Raw genomic sequence first — 22,736 nt, 5'->3', positions numbered from 1 at the left:
AGAAAGAGGTTTAACATACATATCTCTTCCTTATCTTTCAGACTTGTCAGCCTGCTGGAATGGGCACCTTTTTATTGATTTACAATAAGTGGTTGCCGCGGGATCATTGGACCAGATTCCTACCCCGACTCTTGATAAGGTAAATAAATTATTCGATTGAAATTGTTGATAATCTTAGCATAGCAAAAAATCAATTGTCAACTGATTATTTTGAAAATAAAAAAAACACTAACAAAAAATAATCTAGTGAATTGTCCGGAATATTTGGTTGACATCATTATGACAGTTCGTCTATCATTATCCTTAATTTAATAACACTCTTATGAAGAGCAGGTGGAGGGAATTAGCCCAATGAAGCCCGGCAACCATCGGTGTAATCATTTATTCCGGAACGGTGCTAAATCTAACAGCGAAAGCTGAAAGATGAGAGGATGAACGGATCTGAAATGGCTAACCGTGTTCTCTTATGAACACGGTTTTTTTGCACCTCTAGAGGAACAGCGCCCTTTGAGATAAAAGTGTATAAAAAAATGATTGACATTAAAAGTGAATCCTGTAATAATACAAATTAATTTGATAGGAATACTCTTATTAAGAGCAGGTGGAGGGAATTAGCCCTATGAAGCCCGGCAACCATTCATGCTGAATTGCCAGTATGAAAACGGTGCTAAATCTAACAGTGAAAGCTGAGAGATGAGAGGATAACGGATTTATCTTAAACCCTCTGTCTCTTTGTGGACAGAGGGTTATTTTTATTCTGCCTCTTGTGGAGTTTCTGTCAAAAAACGTGTATAGGAGGACGCACTTTTCAAAAAGATTCAACGTATTAGACAAAGAAAATAAGGGATAGGGGATTAAGATCATGAGAAAATTTATTCAAGTACTTTTAACGAGTTTGGCTGTATTTGTGTTGGCAGCTTGCTCCTCCACAAGCGGGGAAGGAAAAACAGAAAAACTGACAGTCGGAGCATCAAACGTACCGCATGCTGAGATTTTAGAAGAAGCGAAGCCACTATTGAAGGAAAAAGGCATTGATTTAGAGATTATAAAGTTCCAAGATTACATCTTGCCAAATAAATCCTTATATGAAAAAGAAATCGACGCTAACTACTTTCAGCATATTCCATATTTGACGCAGCAGCTGAAAGATAACCCGAAATATAAATTTGAAAACGCTGGAGCCGTTCACCTGGAGCCAATGGGCGTCTATTCCAAGAGACATAAATCATTAAAAGACTTACCGGATGGTGCAAAAGTAATTCTGAGCAATTCAGTAGCAGAGCATGGCCGTATCCTATCTATTTTTGAAGCAGAAGGACTTATCAAACTTAAAGAAGGTAAAGGATACGAAGCGCAATTAAGCGACATTGTGGAAAACCCAAAAAACATAGAGTTTGTAGCAGATATCGACCCTGGTCTTTTAACGAAAGCATATGAGCACGATGAAGGGGATGCGATCGTCATCAACACAAACTATGCGATTGATGCAGATTTGAATCCAAAAGAAGATTCAATTGCTTTAGAGGGTCCTGAATCACCGTTTGCTAACATTATTACCGTTCGTGAAGGTGACAAAGATAAGAAAGCGATTAAAACACTTCTTGAGGTGCTTCATTCAAAAGAAATTACTGATTTTATCGAGAAAGAGTACAAGGGCTCTGTTCTCCCGGTTACAGAATAATCTGAAGAAGAATATAGAAAAAAGATCACGATAGAGTGATCTTTTTTTGTGGTTTGCCGACCGTGGATTCCCACTCTTCCCGCAGCAGCCCCATTCGAATAGAGTCATAGTATTCCCCGTTGTAATAACGGCACTTTCTGAGTCTTGCTTCCATTGTCATCCCCAGTTTTTCGCCGGCTTTAATCATTCGTTCATTTCCTGACCAGGTGGTATAACCGACACGAACCAATGGCATGGTGTGAAATAAATGACTGATCCAAAGACGAAGGGCTCTTGTGCCATATCCCCCACTCCAAAATTTCGGATCATAGATGCCAATTCCCATCTCAAGCCAGTTAGATGGCTTGTGTTCCCAATAATAGCTTACGATACCGATAACCATGCCATTTACTTCAATTGCCCAGCGGCTGTCTTGATCGACGTATTTCTTTTTATTGCTTAAGAATTCTTCGTAAGGAACGTGCTTATGTTCAAAGTAAGGAGCATCCCACTTTTTCCATTCCGGCGATTCTTCTTTATAGATCAATTCCCATAGTTTTGGTAAGTCATCATCGGTTATTGACCGAATAATTAACTCATCGTCTTGATAATTCATCGAGTTCCTCCGCATGATTTCACTGATGATCTGTCAGTGAATTCTTCCAATAGTTCCAAGCCGCTATGTATTCTTGAGTCCATACAAACGCCCCTACTCTAAATTTAACATAATTACCCAACAAACATATAAAACGTTAAAGGAGAAGGGAGGAAGTGAATCGAATTAATAACCTCTTAGAAAAAAATAAATACTTGGGGATCCTGAAACTAAGAATCATACATACGAATGACCTTTACAGCAAATAAAAAAGAGAAAATAGGGGTCTATTTCTCTTTTACAGGTTATTCTCAGAGCCTTGTTCATAAGCGATAACCACAACTTTTTTGTTAGCTTGCTGACTGATCTTTTCTTCTAGCGATTGGATTTCATCAACCAGATATTCCGAAAGGTTAGCCGCTTTATAATCGTTCGTTTTCATACTTCATCTCTCCTTTGTAGCCATATTCTTGCCATTATTCATAAGAGGTATTCAAATTAAATTGGTTTAAAAGCTAAGCAGTGTTTGGAGGAAATGGAATTGAGTAAATTTGCGAAAACACATGAGCCGCCTTATTACGCAGTCATTTTCACTTCACAACGAACAGATATTGATAAAGGCTACGAAAAAATGGCTAATAGAATGGTTGATTTAGCTTCTCAAGAGAAAGGGTTCTTAGGAATAGAGAGTGCCCGTGATTCAGAGCTTGGAATCACCATTTCTTATTGGGATTCAATGGATGCCATAAAGAACTGGAAAGAGAATTCAGCCCACAAAATCGCGCAAGAAAAAGGCAAAACGGAATGGTACAAAAACTATTCAGTAAGAATTTGTAAAGTTGAGAGGGATTATTCTTTTTAAAATGGAAAATCTGATCGTTTTTGAGTTACGCGGAAAGCGAGCATCCTGGAGCGGAAATCAACCAACCACTTCTAACAAAGTAGTTTACGAAAACATCAAAAAAAACCGTGTCAGCATTCATTGCTGACATGGTTTATCATTTAGCTTACTTCTCTTTGGTACTCCTGAGCTTTTATAGGATTAAATTTGCCTTCCCATTTTGACATCACAACAGCAGCGAGAGAGTTACCTACTACGTTTACTGCTGTACGTGCCATGTCTAGGATTCGGTCAATACCCGCTATGAAAGCTAAGCCTTCAAGCGGAATTCCAACAGAACCTAGAGTTGCTAAAAGTACAACGAACGATACCCCTGGAACTCCTGCAATTCCTTTAGAAGTTACCATCAATACAAGCAATAGGGAAATTTGTTCAGCAATCGAAAGTTCAATGCCGTACATTTGAGCAATGAATAATGCTGCAATTGCTTGGTAAAGAGTAGAACCATCCAGGTTAAACGAATAACCAGTTGGAATAACAAATGAAGTGATGGCTTTTGGACAGCCGAATTTCTCCATTTTCTCCATCAATTTTGGTAATACGGTTTCTGAACTTGCTGTTGAATAAGCCAAGATCAGTTCATCTTTTAAAATTTTGATTAACGTAAAGATGTTTACTTTAACCATCGCTGCAACTCCGCCTAATACAGCAATAACAAAGAAGAACATCGCTCCATAAACAACCAGCACAAGCTTGCTTAATGGAATTAAAGATTCTACACCGAACTTTGAAACTGTTACACCAATTAGAGCGAATACGCCAAATGGAGCCAGCTTCATGATCTGATTCGTGATATAAAACATCGCATCAGCCGTGCCTTGAAAGAACGCTAATACAGGCTTGCCTCGTTCACCGATAGCTGCAATGCCTAAACCGAATAATACAGAGAAGAAAATGATTGCAAGCATATCTCCCTGAACTAATGATTCAAAGAGATTCGTCGGAACGATATTTAAGAACGTGTCGGCGAATCCATGGCTTTCCACAGATTCGGTCGTTTCCATATAACTTGAAATATCACCTTTTGACAATGATTTCATATCCACGCCTGCTCCAGGCTGGAAGATGTTTGCGATAAATAGACCGATCACGATCGCTAATGTAGTTATGATTTCAAAATACAAAATGGTTTTTCCGCCGAGGCGTCCTAATTGCTTGATATCACCAACACTTGCTACACCAACGATAAGACTTGAAATTACAATAGGTATAACAATCATTTTAATCAAGCGGATAAAAATATCTCCAACAGGCTGCAAGTATCCTTGGACTGTTTCATTTCCATAAAACAAAGCACCGATCAGGATCCCGAATGCAAGTCCAATCAGGATTTGCCAAGCTAAACTAATTTTTACATTCTTCATAATGAATCACCTTCTTCATGTTGTTGTATTCTAGTTGTCCACATGAAGAACATTTTATATAGTAAAATAAATACTTGTCAAATTTAATTATTTCTAAACGCAGTATTTTGATAGCGCTACCATTTATTTTTCACTTGAAAAACCTTTAAGATTTGGATCATTTAAGGACTTATGTACTCTTTGTATATATTTTTTGGCACATCTCTTTTTCCAAACTACTATATGATAAACGTATCATCGCCACCTCAAAACGATGTGTTTGAATTATCCTCTGCGTCGTTCAATGATCCAACAAATACCCAACAAAAAGTAAGGAAATCACAAAATGGAATTCCAACCGACTCGTGATCATTATCACAAGAAATCATATATCTACCCCTTATCAATTCCATTATGTCTGACGATCTTAAATCCCATTAATCCTTTTAAAATTCTTAAACAATAAGCATGCCAACATAAACAAAAGGAGACAGCAGAGATGAGAGAGGTCGTTTGGTTTAGCGTTCTTATGTTGGTTTTATTGCTGATTTTTACACATTTCTATAATCTTTCTATTCCAGAACATCAGTACCCGAGATTAGAGTTCTTAAAGAATATAAAAAAGTGCAGCTTTGGAAGCTGTGTATTATTGTTTTTCAATCTTTTCTTCAACCACCAAACTGATTGCGAACTTGCTGTTCGGGAGATATTTCAGTTTCAAATGTTTACTTTTTAGTGTTTTAGTAAATTCTTTCTCCGTAATGTTCAAGTGAGAAACCTTAATTTTTGTTCCGTTAATCGTAATAGCAGAAACGTAGTCAGATCCATTCTTTGATCCATCAAATGATATGGAGGAGGGTAATCCCTCAAGTTCTTCAAAATGACTTGAATCAAAGACGGGTTTATCTAAAAAAAGCTGGATGGTCGTGAGCGCAAATGCTGCGGAAAATGCTAATGATCCTATGATGACGATCGGTATTAATATCTTTTCAATCCACTTATCCATCCTGGCATAAAAGGAGACAAACGCTATGAAAAAAAATAATAGCGACATAGAGAGCCAGAAAAAACATTGAGATAAGACGAAGTGATCGTTAAAAACCGCATTGGATAGAAATAAACTGATTGCAGAAATCAAGAGTATGAAAAGCATCAGGATAATAGGAAACATTTTCGGTGTGCGAAAACTCCGAGAACCCGTGATTCTTTGCTTTTTGTTAGTTGCCATTCTCTAAACCTCCCTTGTTGTTTTGAATATATTATCCAAGGCTAAATCACTATGCTTTCTTTAACAAAAGAAGGTTCAAAAGACGGATGTGGATATACCTGCGTATTTTTTCGAAAAAAAATAAAAAACGTCAGGGATAAAAATACCTAGACGTTTGTTAAATAAGTTTAGACTGATAAAAATAATTCGGTTTTACAATCTCGTTTTTATAAGGCTTATGAAAAATATGTGTCGTGGCAGGTGACATGGGAGGAATAAGCCATGCCCAGTTGCCTGTTACGGCTCTGCCGCTCTCTGCCTCTTTTTCTTCAAACTTCTTAAATTGCTGTGCGGCCGTATGATGGTCAACAATGCTTACGCCATCTTCTCTAAACGAATGCAAAACGGCGATATTAAGCTCAACGATTGATTTGTCTTTCCATAATGAAATGGAGCTTTTTGTATCAAGCCCCATGTGTGACGCAATCTGCGGCAGCATGTTATACCGGCCTTCATCCGCTAAATTACGTGCCCCGATCTCTGTCCCCATATACCAGCCGTTAAAAGGGGCTGCCATGTAACGGATACCTCCAATTTCAAGCGCCATGTCCGATATAAAAGGTACACCATGCCATTTGAGCTGCAAATCATCAAACCACTCATATTCAGGGTGGCGGATGTTAACTTCTAGAGCCGCCTCTTCAGGCATGTCAAAGATTTTTGGAGGCTGGTTGTTGATCTGGATCATAATCGGCAGGATATCAAACTTTCCATACTTAGGTTCCCAGCCAAGCTCAATGCATTGATCTGTAAATGGTATTGAAGCGGGATCACCAATCACTCCATCTTCTAGTTGATATCCGGCATACCGGATCAACTGATGGTTCCAGATGCGGATTTCCTGATGCTCTCTATGAGGTGCGAAAATGGTGATCGCAGGACGAATGCGACCGCCATTAGTCGCATATTCCATGTGCTCTAAGATCGCTTCAAAGATCTCATCTTCCGTTTTCAGGTGCCTTCTGTCATATGTGTGCAGTTGATCCCAGAAGAGTCTTCCGATACAGCGGTTGTTGTTCCGCCAGGCCATTTTTGCGCCATGGTCAATTTCAAACGGAGTGTGCTCATAGCTTCCTGATGTTTGGATCTGTTTCGTGATTGCATGGATTCGTTCATTGATTTCATCTTGTGTTTTATTTAATTCCTGGTAACAGGAAGTGATAAATTCTTTTGCTTCTTGTACTAGATCGATTTTCAAATTAAAGCCCCCGGCTAAAAATAAGTTATTATTATAATAGCCGAGTTTTACCGTGTTTACTGCGTTAAACTGTTACAAAAAAAGCACATGGAGGCAAACTTATGCGTGCACCGTTCCAAGTTCTGGTTCTGCCCTATAGAATTACTGGAAGTAACATTGAATATGCGGTCCTTAAACGAGCAGACCTGCATTATTGGCAATGGATTGCAGGCGGTGGAGAAGATGATGAAAAGCCGATCGAAGCTGCAAGACGAGAAGTGTTTGAAGAGGCTGGACTCATTGAATCCTGCATGATCATGCCATTAGATTCGATAAACGCTATCCCCGTTGACCATGTCGTAGGAGAATTTTTTTGGGGCGAGGATGTTTTGGTTATTAAAGAATTTTCTTTTGGCATAGAAGTTTTTGAAAAAGAGATACTGCTGTCGAGGGAACATGCTGCATATAAATGGGTGAGTTATGAAGAACCAATGAACGAACTAAAGTGGGACAGCAATCGTACAGCACTATGGGAATTACATAAAAGACTGACAAGAAAGTTAAAAAGGAGACATCACAAATGAACAACAAATTTCCTCTAATTGAGACGGAGCGATTGATTTTAAGAGAAGCAACTAAAGCAGATGCAAAAGACATGCTTGCCTATTTGTCTGACCCAGAAGTTGTAAAGCATATGGGGTTAGAACCATTCCAATCTATTGAAGATGCGTGTGATGAAATTGCCTGGTACGAATCTATTGTGAAAAATGGTACAGGGATTAGGTGGGGAATTACTCTGAAAGATGATAATCAAGTGATTGGCAGCTGCGGTTTCCTGAACAGAGTCCCGAAGCATTACCGTACAGAAGTAGGCTTCGAGTTGAGCAAAGAGTATTGGGGACAAGGTATCGCCCGTGAGGCATTGGAAGCGGTCGTGAAGTTTGGGTTTAAGTATTTGGAACTTGAACGCATCGAGGCTTTAATTGAACCCGCTAATCTTCCCTCACAGAAATTAGTAGAGAGGTCAGGTTTCCAAAAAGAAGGTTTGTTAAGGCATTACGAATATACATGCGGGAAATTTGATGACTTATTGATGTACTCAATCTTAAAAGAAGATATCCACATTTAAACGCCTAAAAAGGGTCATCATGACTTTTGTTAAATGAAGCTGATAAGACTTTCTTTTTTCCTAAATAAAAGGGTAATTATGTACTAGAAATAGACTTTGACTCTGATTAGGGAGATATAGAGTTTGTTGGTAATATTAAAGTTGAATAGACGATTATTGATAAGAAAAAAACCATCTGCTGAGATGGTTTTTTAATTTATTCATCTTCAAATTCCTCGGGTTCGTGTAATAACGTTATTGTCCGTTTGGCAATGTCTAAAATTCGATTTCCCCGCCCTCAGGGTAAAGGACAATATATGGGTTATCATAATCCTCATCCTGTTCATCTTCATCTAGTTCTGGCTGGCAGTAAGCGATTGTTACACCTTCCATTAAATCGTTTTCTTTCAATTCTTTTAAAATGGTTTTAAAAGCTGCTTCTACATTAACTACTGGGCAGAAAACGTTAGTTAAAAAAGATTCTACTTCAATTTCTCCGCCATCGACAAAGCCATTTCCGGTCCAACCAAGACATTCGTTCATCAGCTCTTCAACAAGATTTCGCTTCTCAAAAGCTTCTTCCATATCCAATTTTTCGTTAGTATGCTGAATGATGATCTCCGGAAGTTGGTCCTCATTTAATAAAATATATCCTTCATTCATTTTTTCATCAGCTAAGCTGCCCATTACCTTATCCGTACGTTGAAAGAGAGAAACTTTAATTTCTTTACTTTCACCAGCATCACCAACTACTCCCCAGTGTTCAGTGATAGTCTTTCCATCATTCCAGACTTCCCAATAATGTTGCTGCTCGTTTATTTCTTTAGTCAATTTAATCATTTATCGTTGTCTCCTTATTTATATCTCAAAATAATACTAAGGAAATTATACTCTTAGAGAGATGTAAATGAGAATAACATTTTCATATTGTTTAAGAGCCCATTTCTTCAAGAAGGAGAAGAGCATTTTTTATTGAAGTAAGTGAAAGAATGTAGAAGAGGTGTTCGTATGAAGTGGGGGAGATGGTCCTTTGAATTTAACTAAAAGTAATGGTTTAGAGTTTCTTGAATTTATAATTATAACGGAAGAAGAGCTCTATAAATATCAGCCATTAGCTGGTTCCTTTGCAGTAATAAAATGTGGAGACAAATACCTTATGTGTTACAACGTTTGGCGCAAACAATGGGAGTTGCCAGCCGGGCGTCGAGAAGGTGACGAGACTCCAAAGGAATGTGCTATAAGAGAACTATACGAAGAAACTGGCCAAAAGGTATTAGATATGGAATTTAAAGGTTTACTAAAGTCCAAAAAAATTATAAATGGAGAGATTAAGTTTAATCCTGTTTATTTTGCAAGAACCGAAAAAATCCAACCATTTATTGAGAACGAAGAAATTTCAAAAATAAAGCTCTGGGATTTAAGAGAAGAAATTGGATATATAGACTCAGTGGACCTTAGGATACTAGATTTTATCTAATTTATATTTTCAACAATTGTCGGTGCTTTAAATGGAATAGAAAAATAAGATACTAGAATGATAAAAGCACTGCGTAATGCAGGAGAAATACCGATAAAGCATCCGTGATAAATAAGGTCGCTCTATCGGTATTACTATTAATATATAAATCCAAGAATTATCGGTGCTATTTATAGAGTGGAGTTTATTAGCATGGTTTAAGAAAAATGGTATTACTAACGGGAAGATTCATAGAATAAAAATTTAATTATGATTGTGCTGGAAATCTTGACTTTTATGCACTTAAAATAGGGCAACACATTGATGATTCTCATCGTGAATCAACAAATATTAACGAATGGAAACTTGGATAAATAGCGAGGGTAGTACTCCTATAAAGAAGACGCCTTAAGTAATAAGAACCCCGTTAAACGGGGTTGCATCTTACCAAAACAAAATTTTTCTCCAAGGGTCGCGGCATCTGCAACTTCTCTTTCTGCGCTTTCTACATCTATCAGATGAAGATGAAGAAGATTCACATCTGCATTTACTAGATTTACGATTACAGCTGAAACACATAATATACGTCACCTCACTAAGTGATACCAAAATTAACTTTTTTATCGGTATCTTTATATCTTATGAAAAAGTGAGACAAGTTGTGTAGACTAATGGAGATAGTTTAATAGACATATAATATAATTGAGCTAATATACATTTTGGTAAAGAAAAAACGACTCCTCCAGGAAGAGTCGTTTTTAGCTACGGTTTTTGTATTTATATTAAAATTGTTTACCTGTTTTACTTGATAGCCTTCCAAAATTCTTTTGCGATTTCTTTGTATCCTTTTACATTCAAATGATTATCTTCAGGGTTCGGCATATATTTCTCAAAGTGTGGATCTATTCGGTTACCTGTCGCAACATACGTATCACCATTGGCTTCGGTACGCTTTTCAATTTCTGAGTTCAGTGTCTCTACTAATGGAACTAAAAACTCCTGGACCTGCTCAGGGTAGTAGGCAAATGGATTATAATACCCCATTACAAAGACCTCGACCTCAGGATTTAGTTCATCAATCGTACTGAGTATCGTTTGTAAATTTTCACTGGCAGTGGTGATTCCTTCATGAGCGGTGGACGGATCGGAAAGGAGTTTTTGGAACAGGTCATTTGCACCGATCGTAAGGGTGATATGTGTGGCTTCTTTTATTTCATTCTGTATGTTGGTGTTATTTTTTACATCATTTTTTAATTGCTCTGAAGTGTAACCGGGAACAGCAAAATTATTGTAATCTAACAGCTTATTTTTTCCACTTTCAAAATGTTTCTTAAGATAATCTGGATAGCTAAGGTCATAGGAACCATAAGGTGTCATCCCCGCTGGTATAGAATCACCTAACGCTACATACTCCACATACCGATCGGGTGGAAGATAAGCAAATGTTGCTGAACTGGTTGAAAAAAGCGTACCTAGTGTGATCAAACTAAATATCCATTTTTTCATCAAACTCAAACTCTCCCTTCGTTACCTCTTCGTTTTATTTGATTTCCTGTAATCATTATATAAACCTCATAGATATGAATCCTGTCTTTCCGTGCTTTTATTGAACAGGTACTTTATTGCTTGTCATCAAATTAGTATTTTAATAGGACTTAGCAGGTTGGAACTCAGCAGCTGTCGAATGTAATAACGTCTAAAATGGTGGACCTGAATAGTATTTCAAAGATTGAAGAGGTGATCGTGTGGATTGGTTGAAACGGATGGAAGATGCCCTGGAGTTTATAGAGAGTAAGATGAACGAACCGCTTGATATCGAAGCGATCGCGAAGGTAGCTTATTCCTCGCCATTCCATTTTCAAAGGATGTTCCATATGTTGACTGGAATGACCGTAGCCGAATATGTACGAAAGCGAAAATTGACATTAGCAGCACAAGAACTGGCCGTATCCCCCTCGAAAGTGGTTGATGTAGCTTTGAAATACGGATATAATTCGCCAGAATCCTTTTCCAAATTGTTCCGTAAAATTCATGGGATTTCTCCATCGGAAGCTCGACATTCGGGTGTATCATTAAAAGCGTTTCCCCGCCTTTCGTTCCAACTCACGATCCGAGGAGAAAAGGAAGTGGATTATCTCATAGAGGAAAAAGAGTCATTTACCGTAATGGGTAAATCGGCTACATTAATTTGTGGGAACGAAGGAAGGACTCGCCAATGGTTTTGGGGAGAATGTCAGCAGGATGGGACACTAGCAAAAATAGATTCTAAGCAACCAGATGCACCATTACTCGGCATAACGTTGAATTTTAACGAAAATTTTACATACCTGATTGGAAAGAAAGAAGAGGGAGAGGTTCCTGCTGTTGGCTTATCACTGCAAAGGATACCCTCCTCAACATGGGCTGTATTCCCATGTTCGGGGCCGCTTCCGGCAGCCATTCAGAATAGATTCCGTCAGATTTTTCAAGAATGGTTTCCGGCAACTGAATATGAGCATGCCGGACTGCCCGAAATTGAGGTTTATATCCCCGATAAAACCGAAGCTGAAGGCTATAGATCTGAAGTGTGGATTCCTGTTATGAAAAAATGAATCCGTTGATGATACAATATGCTTTGACTATTCCACATTCGGGTGCATAGTCATAGCAATTGTTTAGTGAACAATCTGGACCTCACCTTTCTCTGCAAGCTCTATTTTCACAAATACACATTTGTAGCTTTTTTGGCGCATTTCCAATTACGAAATGGGGCATGATGCATATTCTGTTTACATCAGAAACATTCTCTGAAGTAAAAAGAAAAGGCGTGTGATAAGAATGATGCATCCACATACGGAAATCCGCTTTGTAAGTGATGAGATAGGTGTTGGAGTATTTGCTACTAAGTTTATCCCAAAAGGGACAATTCTTTGGGTATTGGATGATTTAGACCAGATTCTTGATGAAGATTACGTAGAGTCACTTGATACATTTCGAAAAGATTTCATTTATAAATATTCTTATCAAAATGAAAACGACCAATATGTACTATGTTGGGATAATGGAAGGTACATTAATCACAGCTTCCTGCCCAATATGATCGCAACAGCGTATGAGCTTGAGTTAGCAGCTCGAGACATTTACCCTGGTGAAGAGATCACATGCGATTATGGGACACTGGGTGACGATGAATCTTTTCATTGTGTACCCGAAGAAGGGACTACGAGAACGAAAGTAACGGCAGAAGATTATTTGCATTGTTATCAGGAATGGGATGAAATGGCAATGGAAGCATTTAAGTATTTTAATCGTGTAAATCAGCCACTCAAACATTTAATCCAGAAGCAATTTGTTGAAAAAGTGAATGCCGTTGCTGAAGGACGAGAACCATTAGATTCGATTCGTTCAACTTTTGAATAAAAAGGTAGAAAATTATGCATTATTGGAGTGTACCTTCAATCTGGTGCATTACTTGTGAAAAATCTAATTGCATGACATTCGTTAACAAGCATATAAAAAAGCCTGGCTGTCCAGGCTTTTTTTGCTTTCTATTTAAGGATGAAAATTCCCACTAGCGAGTAAACGATAACCGTTGCGAACAGGATTGTCATATGAAACAGGGAGTAGATAAAAAGCAGCTTCGCCCATTTCTCAGAATCCTTATTTTTTTTGTAGCCGTAGATGCTCAACACCAGCCAGCCTACATTCAGGAGCAGTGCTACCAGTGTCAGTCCCAAGCTTAATGGCAAGAAGAGAAAGCTTGTTAAGCTTAATAGCACTAGGTAAGCATTGGTTTGGGTATACGTTCTCTTTATACCTTTTACAACCGGTAACATCGGAATTCTTGCGGCTTTGTATTCATCATGCCGGCGGATTGCGATTGCATAGAAGTGCGGCATCTGCCAGATGACTTGAATGATGAAAAGAGCAGCAGCTGCGGGGTGAGCGATGCTACCAGTCATCGCAGCCCATCCGATCAGCGGAGGCATCGCACCAGAGATTGAGCCGACCTCTGTGTTATAGATTGTTCTTCGTTTCGTTAACATGGTATAAGGAACTACGTAAAAGAAAAGACCAAGAAAACCTAGCAAAGCAGCAAGTGGAGTTGTAAAAGCTAGTGCAACAAGACCGAGTACACCCATCAAAATTCCGAGCCATAATGCTGTTCTTATGTTTATATCCCCCGTCACTGTGGGACGCACTTTGGTTCTTTCCATAATCGCATCGATATCGCGGTCATAAATATTATTAAAAGTCCCCGCAGCACCAATAACAAGAATTGTACCGATCAAGACGAATAATATATCCATAAGTTTATCGCCTGGTTCAATATCGTACGTATATAAAGCCAGTGTTAATCCAGCGAACATCGGTACAAGGTTTGATTTAATAATCCCCGTTTTTACCGTTTGTCCTAGGACTGCCGACAACTTTTGTTTTTCAATACTTCTTTCCATTTTCAAGACACCATCTTCATATATTATCTCTATAGGTTAACCAATTAATTGTAACCTTAAATACATCTCTATTAAAGCATTAAATCTTTTTACAGTACAAATGATAGAACAACTCACAGCACATTCAAATCGCTTTTTGTGAACGTTTTGTGAGGGAAGTGTGAGGGTTGTGTGATAGATTTTTATAACACAGTATTTTACAGAATTTAAAATTAAGGTTTTAATTCGTTAGAAATAAAGGAATATTTACAAGAAGGAATTAATACTTACGTAAAGAAGCTATTAAATAAATAATAAAGGAGGAATTATTATGGATTTTAAGCAAGAACTTGAGAAATTATCACTCCAGCTTATAGAAAGAAAATCTCATATTATTAATGAAGAATCCACTAAGCAAGCTTTGATCATTCCCTTTATTCAAAAGTTAGGGTTTGATGTATTTAACCCACTTGAAGTTGAACCTGAATATGTTTCTGATTTTGGAATTAAAAAGGGTGAAAAAGTAGATTACGCAAAAAAAGAAAAACAATAAACCAATAATTTTTGTTGAAGCTAAATCAGTCAATGAGAAATTAATAGACATAGCTCCCAAATTTATAGATACTTTAATGCAACACCTGATGTTAGATTTTCTATTTTAACTAATGGTACAGAATATAAGCTTTTCACAGATTTAAAAAGAGATAATATTATGGACGACGAACCTTTTTATCAATTTAATATTGAATCATTAACTAATCTTGATATTGAAGTAACTGAGCATTTTACAAAAGAAGACTTTGAGGTTAATGAAAATATTAAATTCTCCCAAGAACTTGTTTATACTAACAACATAAATACTACCCTCAAAGAATTATTTAAAAATCCTTCCGATGACTTTGTAAGATTCCTTATAAAAGATTTAAATAATCAACGCGTAACTTCTATTGTAGTAGAAAAATTTAGACCGATAATTAAAAAAGCAATTAACCATACGCTATTAGAAATTATAGGAGAAGGTTTATCTTTTACTAATGTTCAAGCAGAACAAGCTCAAGAGGATATTTTAATATCAAACCAAACCAAAGTCGATGTTGACGATAAATTAGAAGATGTTAATGAAGAAAAAACAAAACCGGGTGTATTAACTACCGAAGAAGAACTTAGAGCGTTCTCCATAATCAAAGAAACCTTAGAGGTAAGTGGTAGAGATGTGGAGAACTTGAAATATAAAGATAACTCAAGTTACTTTAATATAATGAATCGAGTAATAACAAAATGGTTCATTAGATTTTATTCGGATACAGGGAATAAAAATATTATTACAAGATTAGAACCACAGGTTGTCGATCAAATGTGTCCTGGTTTTAGGGTTGAAGAATCACCAAAAGGAATGGGGAATTCAAGAATATATATTAATTCTGTTGAGGATTTACTTGAAATGAAGAGTTTAATTTTAGCTTGTTATGATGATATTAAAGAGGAAAGTAAAATAACAACTTAAGTAGTTTGAAAAATCCCACTCAGTTCTGAGTGGGATTTTTTTAGCCGAATGTAAATATCGGCATATTTTTAGTTGAATAGGCTATTAGAAAATTTTCATCAGGATATAGCAGGATTAGTCAACATAAACGGTTCAGGATCCTTTGTGTTAACAGAAGAATTATTTAGAAAAGCAGATAATAGGGATGCTCTGTCTGGAGTAGAAATAGATGTAATTAAAAAGTATGACCCCAGGGAAAGATGTTAGTAATTCTCCTGTGCTTCTACTACATGGGGATTCAGAGAAAGTTGTTCCAATTGAGGGGCAAAAGCAATTCTATCACTATCTCTTACAAAATGAAAAAGATGCAAGAGTGACTTTTCATGTACATCGCAATGTGAATCATGAATTTACTTCTGAAATGAAAACTGAAGTCATTCAATGATTAAACAATTAATTAGAAGCCGATTCCTTAGTAAATAGAATCGACTTTTAATCGTTTTACTCCCAGTTCAGTGGAGCTTTATCCAGTTGTGGTTTGTACCCGAGTTCTTTAGCTGCAGCCATAATAAATTCTTTTCGGAAGAAGTAGCTTCTGTGGTAAACGATCTTACCGTTTTCTACATCTTGATATTGGATGTCGTGAACGAGAGGTCCTTGAACAGAATCTGCTAACACTACAATCACTGGTTTTCCCCATAATATACATTCTTTTGCATGATGCCCAGGTAAACCGTACATAAGAGAGCCTTCTCGCATTTCATCTTTCGTCGTCTCTAAGAATCCTAATGAAGCTTCATAGTGAATTGGATCGCTGAATAAGGACAACATCCCTTCTAGATCACCTTGGTTAAAGGCTTTTAAATAGGCAGAGATTACTACATCTTTTTGCAATTTTGATTCTCTGTTTTGTTTAGGGAGTAAAGTTGCATCGTTTTTTAGTTTAACCTTCATTCTGTTTGTTGTAGCGTAAATAGCCCCAGGTGTCGTCTTAACGATACTTGCTACTTCTTCTGCCTTAAAATGAAAGACCTCCATAAGAAGGAAAACGGCAGTCTGTCTTGGGGTGAAAAGGTGGTAGAGCTTTTCGAGTGCTTCTTCCAGATCATGTGTGTCGGAAAAATCTTCGCGTGGTTCATCTAATTCATCCAATGAACCAACATGTCGTTTCTCTCTTCGGCAATGGTCAATCCACGTATTGGTCGCCATTCTGTACAAGTAGGATTTAAGATTGGTAGGATGCCATCTGGTATACAAACCACCCATAGCTTTAAGCATCGTTTCCTGAAAAAGATCCTCCCCATCCCATGGTGATCCAGTCAGAAAGCGGCAGTACTTCCAAAGGTCATCGCCAACATCAACCATTATTGATTGAAATTGTTGCTGAAGCTCACGGGACTGCTCATGTAGTGTGTCTGTTTGTGATTGTGACAAAATAAAACCCTCCTAAAGAATTTTTCGTTCTATATGTACGACGAATGCCTTTCCTAAAATTATACGCATTATCTAAATTTTTTTAAAATAAATGAAAAATTGTGATATTGTTTAATGGGATATAATAGGAGGTTGGAAGGCATGTTCTTTCTTCAAATGGCCGGTTTTCCAGGAGCAGGTAAATCAACACTTGCTCGAGAAATCGGTAAACGAACCGGTGCGGTCGTCATTGATCACGATGTTGTAAAATCTGCATTGCTGTATGCAATAGATGGTGGCACAATAGATCCAAAGCTGGCAGGCAAAATTTCATATAATATTGATTGGTCTTTAATTGAATTTCAGTTATCTCAAGGTAATAGTGTGGTATTTGATAGTCCTTGCTTTTACGATGAGATGGTTGAAAAAGGCACAGGTTTATCAAATAAATTTAATGTGAATTACAAGTATGTCGAGTGTATTCTAGATGACTTTAACCGCATCAACGAAAGGTTAAAGAATCGTAACCAGATGATCAGTCAAATTAAAGAAGCGAATGAGGATATGTTTAACTACGGACTACATAACAGCAAGAGACCTTCTGAGGACAAATATTTGGTGGTAGATACGAATCAGCCTTTAGAAAATTATATGGATGAAGTCATTCATTACCTAACGTTGGAGAAAAACCATGAGATTACCAGATAAATTCGTCAAAACGATGAAAAGCATTCACAAGGATAAAGCCAAAGAGTGGCTGAACAATTTTGATCAGATGATTGCTGCTTACGAGGAGCGATTGGAAATTAGCATTCAGGGCCCTTTTGATCTATCTTACAATTTTGTTGCTCCAGCAATTCGGAACAATGGACAAGAAGTGGTGATAAAAGTTGTGCTTTCGCGTAAGGAATTCCTTGGTGAGCTTGAAACGCTTAGGCTTATGAAAGGCAAAAAAATGGTTGAGCTTTTGGAGTATGATGTTGATCGTGGGATCATGATTTTGGAACGATTAAGCCCTGGAGTTACTCTTGCAGTTATAGAAGATGATGAGGAAGCAGCCTATATAGCTTCTGAAGTCATGAAAAGCTTGTGGGTTCCAGCACCGAATAAAACGGAATTAGAAACAGTCAGCGATCGGGAAAATAGTTTGAAACGCATATTCAATAACAATCCGAATGGTTTCGGTCCTATATCAAAAGAAACACTACAAGAGGCTTTATCTGTATTTGAACAGTTGAATGGTCAAATAAACCATTCATACCTGCTTCACGGGGACCTGCATCATTACAACCTATTAAAGAACGGTGATTCGTGGTCGGCGATTGACCCAAAGGGATTAATTGGAGACAGGGAATACGATGTAATTCAGTATTTGCTAAACAAATTACCAGAAAAAAACGTAAAGGACACAATTAAAAAACGTGTTGATATTTTTGTGAATGAATTGAACTTAGATAAAGAAAGAGTATTGTTAAGAGGTTTCTCGCATGCTGTGTTATCAACTTGCTGGTCAATTGAAGAAGGGAATTTTACTGAAAGACAATTGAATACAATTGAAGCTTTTAAGGAACTGTGTAAGCCATAATAAAAACCAATCCGTTTAGGGATTGGTTTTTTCTTAAACGGATCGTTCTGTTCTGGGCTTAGTAGGGTCACATTGTGAGGGGGGAAGCTGGGCAGATTGAGAGAGCTTCGTGAGGTAATAGCATTCTTCCCGCGCCATATGATCAGCCATTAGCGCAGAAAATGTGCCAAGTGCCTGCTCGGAAAGCTCCAGTTCTTCTAATTCATGGAGGAATTTAGAGAACAGCTCAATCTCTAATTTAACATCTTTATTCATCCGTTTTAAAGCCGGGAAAGACTGCAGGTTTGTACGCAAGTAGCCGGTCAATTCAAGTGCTTTTAAATAAAACTGTTCAAAGTGCAAGGTGTACATTTCGCTTTTTTCTTTTAATCGTTTTTCTACCAGGTCAAGTTTGCTTGAGATTCCTGCTGCATGCCCCGCGGCATCAGGGAGCCATGCTAGATGATAATGCAGCTCATGCTGAACAGGCGGTACTTCTTTCTTTTCAAGACTGTTCAGTACGAGGATGTATTCTTCAATTTCATTAACCATGTGATTGATAAAAGTAGGAGAGAGATGGATCGTGATTTTACCCAAAAGAAGTTTTTCGATAAGTGTAAGTTTAAAATTCCGCATATTTTGTACATCTTTCAAAACAGCTAATGTTAATGCGTGCATATCCATATTCGTGCGTGCTTGTGAGAGGTATTGGTCGAATTTCTGTTTAAAATATTTTGCCTGCTGTATATCAGCTTTTTCTTTTTCTGCGAGTGAATCCAAAATAAAGCGCGCGTGGTCACCGAGAATCTGAAGCCAAAACGTATGTTCAAATTTAGCTGCCTCTTTAAAATTCATAAGTCCTCCCCTTAAACAAAAGAATAATTACTTACCTTTGATCATCACATTGATATATATTAATACCTGTTCAAAATAAGTACGCCTGAAACTCTTAGTCGCTGATGAAATAAATTTTAAATATTCCTTTACACGTATATTCCTTTTGGTGTATATTATAATCATGAAAACAATATTGAATGCTCTCGCCGAGCCAAACCGCCTGCGAATCGTTGAACTTCTGCGTGATGGGCCCCTTACAGTTGGGGAGATCACAGACAAACTTGAAATGAATCAGCCTCAAGTTTCTAAGCACCTGCGCGTACTTAGTGAAAACGGGCTCGTCGAAGTGCAGCCAATCGCCAATCGACGATATTACAAGCTAAGACCCCAGCCATTTAAGGAGTTGGACTCCTGGATTGAATCTTACCGGCATCTTTGGAACGAACGATTGGATCGCTTGGACGATTACCTTCAGAAATTGCAAAGAAAGGAAGTGGATGATACTAAGAGCAAGTAGGTGGTCAATCTGCAACGTTTTAAAAACGATAATGGAGGTATGCATGTATGGGAATCAGTAAAGCTGCGAACCAAACGATGACGTCTATCAGTGAAAGAGAACTTATGATCAAACGTGTTTTAAATGCTCCGCGTAAACTTGTCTTTAAGACTTGGACGGATTCGAAACATTTGCCAGAATGGTGGGGACCAGAAGGGTTTGCACTAACGGTTCAAGAAATAGATGTAAGACCAGGTGGTATATGGCGCTACGTGATGCATGGACCAAATGGTGTTGATTATGATAATAAGATTGATTATCTTGAGGTTGTTACTCCTGAGCGTCTTGTCTATGCGCATGGTGACAGTACAGGAGAACATTTTCGTGTAACCGTGACCTTTGCAGATCAAGGAGATCAAACGGAACTAACCATGCAAATGATCTTTAAGTCAGTTGATGAACTGGAAAAGGCAGTTAAAGAATTCGGAGCCATTGAAGGTGCGAAATCCACAATGAATCGTTTAGAGGCACAATTGTTAAAGATTCAAGAGAATGGTGAGTTGTTATAAACCAAAGGAGGAATTGAAAATGGCTGAAAGCAATGTAAAGAATTCAATGACGACAACGGTTGAGGGCAATAATCTTATATTTACTCGAATCTTCGATGCACCGAGGGAGCTGGTTTTTCAGGCGCTTTCTGATCCTGAACACCTGTCAAAATGGTGGGGACCGAAATATTGGACGATTACTGTAAATAAGATGGACTTCCGTGAAGGAGGAACGTGGCATTATTGCATGGAATCTCCAGATGGAGATATGAAGTCTTGGGGGAAATCATTTTATGAAGAGATCGTTGAACCTGAGCGTATCGTTTATAAAGATTACTTTTCTGACGAAGAAGGAAATATAAACGAAAACATGCCGGGAATCAAGATCACTTTAACGCTCATTGAACACGAAGGAAAAACAAAACTTGTAAACCACGCTCAATTCTCTTCAGAAGATACATTAAAGTCGTTACTCGATATGGGAATGGTTCAAGGATTTACAGAATCGTGGGATAAGTTGGAATTACACTTAAAAGAAGTAAAATAGTAAGCTATGAGGCGTAAATTCAGATAGCTGGTATTCCTATTTAAATCCATCTGTAACGGATCAATCTGAGTTCAAGAAACCCTCACAGTGGCTGCAAGCGTTATTAGAAGAAAGAGAGTTTGTAAGAGCGGGATAACTAGATTGATGAAGGCGTGCAATCAGTCATTTGTACGTCTTTTTTAATGGAGAAATATTTCGTGAAGTATAGGTAAAAAACTTGAGTTGAGACAATAAGATTCTTGTAAAGAAACAATCACCTTAATGGCAGGTTGTTCTTTTTATTATTTCAAGAAAATATTATTAGTAGGTAAAACAGTTTATACTTATAGGTGAATAGGTATAAAGAAGTGCGCCTTTAGGCATATAAAACAAGAGATTTATAAAAACTGAATATAAATAATTTTCTAAAAATAGATTGTAAATATTTAAAATTTTAATATAATAATAGTATTAGTATAAAGGAGGTAGTAATTGGATGAAAAAGAAGATATTAGCAGGTGCATTAGCTCTAACTCTTGGTGCAACAATGACCTTTAGCAGCAGTAGTTTGGTAAGTGCTGAAAATGGTCCCCAAAAGAAATACATAGTGATCTTCAAAGAGCAAGCGAAATTACCTACAGGCTTCGGTAACGAAATCTCGAAGGCTGGAGGACAAATCGAATCCAGATTGGACAAGCTAGGTGCCGTAGAGGTTGTTTCTAGTAATCCAAACTTCCTTTCAGAAATTAAGAACTCTAGTACAGTACTAGAAGCAGGTGTACAAAATATTGTACAGCCTGAAACAGCAGCTATAGAAGAAATAGCTTTAGTGAGTTCTTCTGGTGAGAATGCAGATCTTTATGAGAGCTTACAATGGGATATAAAACAGGTTACGAAAGACGGGAAATCTTGGAATCTTCCTGGCGGGACGGGTAAATCTATCGATGGAAACGATATTGTAGTCGGAGTTATAGATACAGGAATAGATTACAATCACCCAGATCTAAAAGAAAACTATGCTTATGGTAAATCCTTTGTTCCAGGGTATCCTGATGCAATGGATCAAAATTCACATGGAACACATGTAGCTGGTTCTATTGCTGCTAAAGGACGCACAATGGGGATCGGCCCTGATTTAAAAGTGGCTGCTTATCGTGTATTTGGTCCAACAGGCGGAGCGGAAACGTCTCATATTGCTGAAGCACTAATGACAGCTGCAGATGACAATGTCGATGTTGTTAATATGTCTCTTGGTGGATATGACTGGTTCCAAAACCCTGATTACGCGACAAAAGATACCGTTGCTGATGTTCGATTGTTTAACAGAGCGATTCAATATGCGATTAATAAAGGTGTGACTGTAGTAGGATCTGCAGGAAACAATGCAGTTGATCTAAGAAGCCCTGGTAAACTATCAGGCGATGATAATGGAGCAACCCACCGCAGTCCGAGCAGTCAGACTATGATTCGAGTTTCTGCAGGTGGTCAGCTTAAGAATCTAGCTTTCTATTCTAACTATGGTGTTGGAAAAATTGATGTGATGGCTCCTGGTGGTGACCTCGGACCAAATTATAATCCTGCAACTGGTACTGGAAGAGATAACACTTACTTATGCTTAAGCACAATTCCTGGAGGCGGATATGGTTATAAAGGCGGAACTTCCATGGCAGCTCCAAAAACAGCTGCTCTTGCGGGTGTCATTATTGCACAACAAGGTAAAGACAAACTTTCTCCTGCACAGGTAAAGAGCATCATCCAGTCCTCAACCGAAGATGTATTTAAACAAGGATATGATGGAGAGTCAGGTTTCGGTTTAATTAATGCTGTAAATGCGTTGAACAATTAATATCAACTCGAAGAAGCGGGGACTTATTACATAGCCTCGCTTTTTTATATGGTTAATGATACGGATTCGAACCATCTTTGAGTGATTTATTTTTTTTGCAA

25 protein-coding genes and 3 riboswitches are annotated in these 22,736 nt (G+C 37.8%); of the genes, 15 read left to right on the top strand and 10 right to left on the bottom strand.

All coding sequences use genetic code 11. The annotated features are described in order from the left end of the window. Window positions 1–27: 27 nt before the first annotated feature. A riboswitch (SAM riboswitch) is annotated at window positions 28–141 on the bottom strand. Window positions 142–317: 176 nt separating this feature from the next. Beyond that, a riboswitch (SAM riboswitch) is annotated at window positions 318–430 on the top strand. A gap of 155 nt (window positions 431–585) precedes the next feature. Beyond that, window positions 586–700, top strand: a riboswitch (SAM riboswitch). Between the two features lie 162 nt (window positions 701–862). Next, window positions 863–1,681 (top strand): MetQ/NlpA family ABC transporter substrate-binding protein, encoded by an 819-nt coding sequence (locus M3196_RS13480; RefSeq protein ID WP_251322839.1) that lies wholly within the window; start codon window positions 863–865, stop codon window positions 1,679–1,681. A 25-nt stretch (window positions 1,682–1,706) separates the two neighbouring features. On the opposite strand, the gene M3196_RS13475 is transcribed toward M3196_RS13480, so the two are convergent. Continuing rightward, window positions 1,707–2,276: a GNAT family N-acetyltransferase gene (locus M3196_RS13475; protein ID WP_251322838.1), complete on the bottom strand. Its 570-nt coding sequence runs from the start codon at window positions 2,274–2,276 to the stop codon at window positions 1,707–1,709. Between the two features lie 277 nt (window positions 2,277–2,553). After that, window positions 2,554–2,697 carry a hypothetical protein gene (locus tag M3196_RS13470; protein WP_251322837.1) on the bottom strand — a complete coding sequence of 48 codons (144 nt, stop codon included), beginning with the start codon at window positions 2,695–2,697 and terminating at the stop codon, window positions 2,554–2,556. 93 nt (window positions 2,698–2,790) lie between these two features. Here M3196_RS13470 and M3196_RS13465 point away from each other — a divergent pair, with 93 nt between their 5' ends. Continuing rightward, the gene (locus tag M3196_RS13465) at window positions 2,791–3,117 is read left to right on the top strand and encodes an antibiotic biosynthesis monooxygenase family protein (RefSeq protein WP_425311002.1); all 327 of its coding nucleotides are present in this window, start codon (window positions 2,791–2,793) and stop codon (window positions 3,115–3,117) included. 140 nt (window positions 3,118–3,257) lie between these two features. On the opposite strand, the gene gltP is transcribed toward M3196_RS13465, so the two are convergent. The 3 genes from gltP to M3196_RS13450 all read right to left on the bottom strand — a co-directional run bounded on the left by gltP (window position 3,258) and on the right by M3196_RS13450 (window position 6,964). Next, complete coding sequence (gltP, locus tag M3196_RS13460) at window positions 3,258–4,520, bottom strand: glutamate/aspartate:proton symporter GltP (RefSeq protein WP_251322835.1); 1,263 nt, start codon at window positions 4,518–4,520, stop codon at window positions 3,258–3,260. Between the two features lie 625 nt (window positions 4,521–5,145). Further along, window positions 5,146–5,727 (bottom strand): hypothetical protein, encoded by a 582-nt coding sequence (locus tag M3196_RS13455; protein ID WP_251322834.1) that lies wholly within the window; start codon window positions 5,725–5,727, stop codon window positions 5,146–5,148. Between the two features lie 157 nt (window positions 5,728–5,884). Then, window positions 5,885–6,964 (bottom strand): nitric oxide synthase oxygenase, encoded by a 1,080-nt coding sequence (locus tag M3196_RS13450; protein WP_251322833.1) that lies wholly within the window; start codon window positions 6,962–6,964, stop codon window positions 5,885–5,887. A gap of 101 nt (window positions 6,965–7,065) precedes the next feature. On the opposite strand from M3196_RS13450, the gene M3196_RS13445 reads away from it, so the two are divergent. Together M3196_RS13445 and M3196_RS13440 are read left to right on the top strand one after the other, a co-directional pair. After that, window positions 7,066–7,527, top strand: coding sequence for an NUDIX hydrolase (locus tag M3196_RS13445; protein WP_251322832.1), 462 nt, complete (start codon window positions 7,066–7,068; stop codon window positions 7,525–7,527). Continuing rightward, window positions 7,524–8,072 (top strand): GNAT family N-acetyltransferase, encoded by a 549-nt coding sequence (locus M3196_RS13440; RefSeq protein ID WP_251322831.1) that lies wholly within the window; start codon window positions 7,524–7,526, stop codon window positions 8,070–8,072. The genes M3196_RS13445 and M3196_RS13440 overlap by 4 nt, the downstream gene beginning before the upstream one ends. Before the next feature lie 255 nt (window positions 8,073–8,327). Here the strand turns inward: M3196_RS13440 and M3196_RS13435 are convergent, their stop codons facing one another. After that, the gene (locus M3196_RS13435; RefSeq protein ID WP_251322830.1) at window positions 8,328–8,891 is read right to left on the bottom strand and encodes a hypothetical protein; all 564 of its coding nucleotides are present in this window, start codon (window positions 8,889–8,891) and stop codon (window positions 8,328–8,330) included. 190 nt (window positions 8,892–9,081) lie between these two features. Here M3196_RS13435 and M3196_RS13430 point away from each other — a divergent pair, with 190 nt between their 5' ends. Beyond that, entirely contained in the window at window positions 9,082–9,528 is a 447-nt protein-coding gene (locus M3196_RS13430) for an NUDIX hydrolase (protein WP_251322829.1), read from the top strand. 780 nt (window positions 9,529–10,308) lie between these two features. Here the strand turns inward: M3196_RS13430 and M3196_RS13425 are convergent. Next, window positions 10,309–11,013: a GDSL-type esterase/lipase family protein gene (locus M3196_RS13425; protein ID WP_251322828.1), complete on the bottom strand. Its 705-nt coding sequence runs from the start codon at window positions 11,011–11,013 to the stop codon at window positions 10,309–10,311. A 239-nt stretch (window positions 11,014–11,252) separates the two neighbouring features. Here M3196_RS13425 and M3196_RS13420 point away from each other — a divergent pair, with 239 nt between their 5' ends. Continuing rightward, on the top strand, window positions 11,253–12,098 hold the full coding sequence (locus tag M3196_RS13420) for an AraC family transcriptional regulator (protein WP_251322827.1): 846 nt from the start codon (window positions 11,253–11,255) through the stop codon (window positions 12,096–12,098). A gap of 226 nt (window positions 12,099–12,324) precedes the next feature. Continuing rightward, a complete protein-coding gene (locus M3196_RS13415; RefSeq protein ID WP_251322826.1) occupies window positions 12,325–12,906 on the top strand; it encodes an SET domain-containing protein in 582 nt (193 codons plus the stop codon). A 128-nt stretch (window positions 12,907–13,034) separates the two neighbouring features. On the opposite strand, the gene cyoE is transcribed toward M3196_RS13415, so the two are convergent. Next, the gene (gene cyoE / locus M3196_RS13410) at window positions 13,035–13,943 is read right to left on the bottom strand and encodes a heme o synthase (RefSeq protein ID WP_251322825.1); all 909 of its coding nucleotides are present in this window, start codon (window positions 13,941–13,943) and stop codon (window positions 13,035–13,037) included. A gap of 310 nt (window positions 13,944–14,253) precedes the next feature. Here cyoE and M3196_RS13405 point away from each other — a divergent pair, with 310 nt between their 5' ends. Together M3196_RS13405 and M3196_RS13400 are read left to right on the top strand one after the other, a co-directional pair. Then, on the top strand, window positions 14,254–14,475 hold the full coding sequence (locus tag M3196_RS13405) for a hypothetical protein (RefSeq protein WP_251322824.1): 222 nt from the start codon (window positions 14,254–14,256) through the stop codon (window positions 14,473–14,475). 159 nt (window positions 14,476–14,634) lie between these two features. Continuing rightward, the gene (locus M3196_RS13400) at window positions 14,635–15,426 is read left to right on the top strand and encodes a hypothetical protein (RefSeq protein WP_251322823.1); all 792 of its coding nucleotides are present in this window, start codon (window positions 14,635–14,637) and stop codon (window positions 15,424–15,426) included. Between the two features lie 480 nt (window positions 15,427–15,906). Here M3196_RS13400 and M3196_RS13395 read toward each other — a convergent pair whose 3' ends face one another. Further along, window positions 15,907–16,839 (bottom strand): sigma-70 family RNA polymerase sigma factor, encoded by a 933-nt coding sequence (locus M3196_RS13395; protein ID WP_251322822.1) that lies wholly within the window; start codon window positions 16,837–16,839, stop codon window positions 15,907–15,909. 141 nt (window positions 16,840–16,980) lie between these two features. On the opposite strand from M3196_RS13395, the gene M3196_RS13390 reads away from it, so the two are divergent. Further along, window positions 16,981–17,526 carry an AAA family ATPase gene (locus M3196_RS13390; RefSeq protein ID WP_251322821.1) on the top strand — a complete coding sequence of 182 codons (546 nt, stop codon included), beginning with the start codon at window positions 16,981–16,983 and terminating at the stop codon, window positions 17,524–17,526. Next, on the top strand, window positions 17,510–18,403 hold the full coding sequence (locus tag M3196_RS13385; protein ID WP_251322820.1) for an aminoglycoside phosphotransferase family protein: 894 nt from the start codon (window positions 17,510–17,512) through the stop codon (window positions 18,401–18,403). The genes M3196_RS13390 and M3196_RS13385 overlap by 17 nt, the downstream gene beginning before the upstream one ends. A gap of 33 nt (window positions 18,404–18,436) precedes the next feature. Here M3196_RS13385 and M3196_RS13380 read toward each other — a convergent pair whose 3' ends face one another. Beyond that, window positions 18,437–19,237, bottom strand: coding sequence for a DUF2935 domain-containing protein (locus tag M3196_RS13380; protein WP_251322819.1), 801 nt, complete (start codon window positions 19,235–19,237; stop codon window positions 18,437–18,439). A gap of 163 nt (window positions 19,238–19,400) precedes the next feature. Between M3196_RS13380 and M3196_RS13375 the strand changes: the two genes are divergently transcribed. The 4 genes from M3196_RS13375 (at window position 19,401) to M3196_RS13360 (ending at window position 22,635) form a co-directional block, all read left to right on the top strand. Next, window positions 19,401–19,736, top strand: a complete 336-nt coding sequence (locus M3196_RS13375; RefSeq protein ID WP_251322818.1) for an ArsR/SmtB family transcription factor — start codon at window positions 19,401–19,403, stop codon at window positions 19,734–19,736. Between the two features lie 47 nt (window positions 19,737–19,783). Further along, entirely contained in the window at window positions 19,784–20,284 is a 501-nt protein-coding gene (locus tag M3196_RS13370) for an SRPBCC family protein (protein WP_251322817.1), read from the top strand. A 19-nt stretch (window positions 20,285–20,303) separates the two neighbouring features. Next, complete coding sequence (locus M3196_RS13365; RefSeq protein ID WP_251322816.1) at window positions 20,304–20,810, top strand: SRPBCC domain-containing protein; 507 nt, start codon at window positions 20,304–20,306, stop codon at window positions 20,808–20,810. Between the two features lie 475 nt (window positions 20,811–21,285). After that, window positions 21,286–22,635 carry a S8 family serine peptidase gene (locus M3196_RS13360; protein ID WP_251322815.1) on the top strand — a complete coding sequence of 450 codons (1,350 nt, stop codon included), beginning with the start codon at window positions 21,286–21,288 and terminating at the stop codon, window positions 22,633–22,635. The last annotated feature ends 101 nt before the right edge of the window (window positions 22,636–22,736 follow it).

Origin of the sequence: Fictibacillus nanhaiensis (genome assembly GCF_023715445.1) — a bacterium.
Classification (GTDB): domain Bacteria; phylum Bacillota; class Bacilli; order Bacillales; family Fictibacillaceae; genus Fictibacillus; species Fictibacillus nanhaiensis_D.
The sequence above is the reverse complement of the archived record's forward strand: the minus strand, read 5'-3'. Positions and strand labels throughout refer to the sequence as shown.

Coding starts and splice junctions, on each gene's coding strand:
- M3196_RS13480 (WP_251322839.1), top strand. CDS start 863: ATGAGAAAATTTATTCAAGTACTTTTAACGAGTTTGGCTGTATTTGTG.
- M3196_RS13475 (WP_251322838.1), bottom strand. CDS start 2,276: ATGAATTATCAAGACGATGAGTTAATTATTCGGTCAATAACCGATGAT.
- M3196_RS13470 (WP_251322837.1), bottom strand. CDS start 2,697: ATGAAAACGAACGATTATAAAGCGGCTAACCTTTCGGAATATCTGGTT.
- M3196_RS13465 (WP_425311002.1), top strand. CDS start 2,791: ATGGAATTGAGTAAATTTGCGAAAACACATGAGCCGCCTTATTACGCA.
- gltP (WP_251322835.1), bottom strand. CDS start 4,520: ATGAAGAATGTAAAAATTAGTTTAGCTTGGCAAATCCTGATTGGACTT.
- M3196_RS13455 (WP_251322834.1), bottom strand. CDS start 5,727: ATGGCAACTAACAAAAAGCAAAGAATCACGGGTTCTCGGAGTTTTCGC.
- M3196_RS13445 (WP_251322832.1), top strand. CDS start 7,066: ATGCGTGCACCGTTCCAAGTTCTGGTTCTGCCCTATAGAATTACTGGA.
- M3196_RS13440 (WP_251322831.1), top strand. CDS start 7,524: ATGAACAACAAATTTCCTCTAATTGAGACGGAGCGATTGATTTTAAGA.
- M3196_RS13435 (WP_251322830.1), bottom strand. CDS start 8,891: ATGATTAAATTGACTAAAGAAATAAACGAGCAGCAACATTATTGGGAA.
- M3196_RS13425 (WP_251322828.1), bottom strand. CDS start 11,013: ATGAAAAAATGGATATTTAGTTTGATCACACTAGGTACGCTTTTTTCA.
- M3196_RS13415 (WP_251322826.1), top strand. CDS start 12,325: ATGATGCATCCACATACGGAAATCCGCTTTGTAAGTGATGAGATAGGT.
- cyoE (WP_251322825.1), bottom strand. CDS start 13,943: ATGGAAAGAAGTATTGAAAAACAAAAGTTGTCGGCAGTCCTAGGACAA.
- M3196_RS13405 (WP_251322824.1), top strand. CDS start 14,254: ATGGATTTTAAGCAAGAACTTGAGAAATTATCACTCCAGCTTATAGAA.
- M3196_RS13400 (WP_251322823.1), top strand. CDS start 14,635: ATGGACGACGAACCTTTTTATCAATTTAATATTGAATCATTAACTAAT.
- M3196_RS13390 (WP_251322821.1), top strand. CDS start 16,981: ATGTTCTTTCTTCAAATGGCCGGTTTTCCAGGAGCAGGTAAATCAACA.
- M3196_RS13385 (WP_251322820.1), top strand. CDS start 17,510: ATGAGATTACCAGATAAATTCGTCAAAACGATGAAAAGCATTCACAAG.
- M3196_RS13380 (WP_251322819.1), bottom strand. CDS start 19,237: ATGAATTTTAAAGAGGCAGCTAAATTTGAACATACGTTTTGGCTTCAG.
- M3196_RS13375 (WP_251322818.1), top strand. CDS start 19,401: ATGAAAACAATATTGAATGCTCTCGCCGAGCCAAACCGCCTGCGAATC.
- M3196_RS13370 (WP_251322817.1), top strand. CDS start 19,784: ATGGGAATCAGTAAAGCTGCGAACCAAACGATGACGTCTATCAGTGAA.
- M3196_RS13365 (WP_251322816.1), top strand. CDS start 20,304: ATGGCTGAAAGCAATGTAAAGAATTCAATGACGACAACGGTTGAGGGC.
- M3196_RS13360 (WP_251322815.1), top strand. CDS start 21,286: ATGAAAAAGAAGATATTAGCAGGTGCATTAGCTCTAACTCTTGGTGCA.